At 56.0% G+C, this 1,842-nt stretch carries 1 protein-coding gene and 1 pseudogene; both read right to left on the reverse strand.

Going from position 1 to position 1,842, the window contains the following annotated elements:
* Window positions 1–24: 24 nt before the first annotated feature.
* Window positions 25–1,062: an Eco57I restriction-modification methylase domain-containing protein gene (locus CW742_RS15515; RefSeq protein WP_394339471.1), complete on the reverse strand. Its 1,038-nt coding sequence runs from the start codon at window positions 1,060–1,062 to the stop codon at window positions 25–27.
* Between the two features lie 402 nt (window positions 1,063–1,464).
* Window positions 1,465–1,776: pseudogene (locus CW742_RS15520) on the reverse strand (type I restriction endonuclease); the annotation flags it as partial.
* Window positions 1,777–1,842 lie beyond the last annotated feature (66 nt).

A 1,842-nucleotide genomic window follows, 5' to 3' on the forward strand; every position in this document is an offset into this window, starting at 1 on the left:
TTCCCCCTTTCCTCGTTACACAGACTATTTTTTTTCGAAATATTTATTCTGCTCTTTCAAGGATTCTTGTCTCACATCCGGCGGGTTCCCGATCACCGCATCGACCCCGCCGGCCTTCATCACATCGGCAAACTCCCGGTCCCAATCGAACGGGTTGATCCGCTTCACTTCCTCTGCGGGCATTTCGGGCGTGATGATGTCCGTCCCAATCAACGAGTTCCCGCACTTGACGTTCTCGTGCAGCGAGGGGAGCGCCCGCTCCGCGAACAGTTTCAGCTGCTTATCAATATTCTCCTCGTTCTCTTCTTCAAGCACTTTTAACAGCAGCGAGAGTTTCGTCACTTCGACTGCGGCCTGGTCGATGTCCACACCGTAAATGGTATTTAAGAGAATGCGTTTCTTCTCGGCCGTGGTCAGGCGCCAGTCGCTCCGCGAACGTGTTGCATCGCCGGTCGTACCGGCCTTGTAGATCGGGAGCTCGACCTGCATCAGGTTCTTTTTGCCCCGGGGGGTAGGCTCGGGCAGGAGGGCGAGGACAGCCGGGTCGGTCACGGACTTCTTGTCGATGAAGACCGGCACAAGGTTTGCGATGTACCAGTCGCGGTGCCAGTCAAGGAGGAACTGGAACGCCCCAATGAGAAACGAACCGGAGCCGCACGCCGGATCGAGGACGCGGAGCTTCGCCACATCGCGGGGTGTCTTGTCCTTGACGAGTTCTCCCACCGTGTGCGCAACAATGTATTCCACGATATACTGCGGGGTGTAGAAAACACCGCCCGCCTTCTTCACTTCCGGCTTGAACTCCACCTTTGCCTGGTGGCCGTCCGTGAGCCGGATCACCTTGCCGAGAAATTGTTCGTACACGTGGCCAAGGATTGCCGGCGGGATGACCGAGAAGAGGTACGGGGTCTCGGGATAGTAGAGCCGTTTGATGATCCCTTTCAGGACCTTGTCGTCAACAGAAACAGAGAGCGAGAGGTTATCCGGCATCTCGTTCCTGCCCGGCTCGTCATCGAAATGGAAGAGGCCGGAGTTGTACTTCGCGTCAGCGTTCCGGAACATCTCGCAGAGCCGGGCGTACACATGCTCGCCTTCGAGAAGTTTGTGGAGCGTAGTGTACTCTTCGATACCTCGGTCCTCGCAGATCCGTAAGAAAAGGAGCCGGTCGATGGTTCGCTGGACAACGGTGTTCAGCTCGGCAACCGAGAGGTTCTCGTTCCGGATCGCGATGTTCTTTGCAAGGGCGTCCCGCCACGACTCGATCTCGGAAAGGATATCGTCATCAACCGCAGCCGTCCCCTTCTTCCCTTTCTGCGATGCAGCGTACCGGTCGAACGATCCTTTCAGGATACATTCCTGCGAGAAGACCGAGACAAGGTAGTCCCACTTGGCCGGAATATCCTTGTACGTGAAATACTCGATCCGTCCCTTTGCAGCAGTGTCGCCATTCTCCGGCTTGATCGTGCAGTCATAGATCGCCCACTCCTCAAAGTTCGTCAGGATTGAAAGCGGGAGTTTTGCGTTCCACGCGTACCTGCGGAGCTGGAGAGCGGCATCCGAATCGTCATGGATATGGACGGACGGCTTCTTGGTCTCGACAATGAACTTCCGGACGCCCCCGATCCGGAACGTGTAGTCGAAATATTTCGTCGTACCCCGGATCCGGACCGGTTCCTCATGAAGCACTTCCCGATATGCTTCCGCATGTCCCTTGTTGTTGTTCACATCCCAGCCGAGCGCGGGGACGAAATGATCCTTGAAGTCCTGACGGAGCTGAGATTCATTGTATTTCTCCTGCCTCGGAAGTTAAGCTTCGCGGGTGGAAGTGTACTTTGCAACAAA

Source organism: Methanoregula sp. (assembly GCF_002835825.1).
Classification (GTDB): Archaea; Halobacteriota; Methanomicrobia; order Methanomicrobiales; family Methanospirillaceae; genus Methanoregula.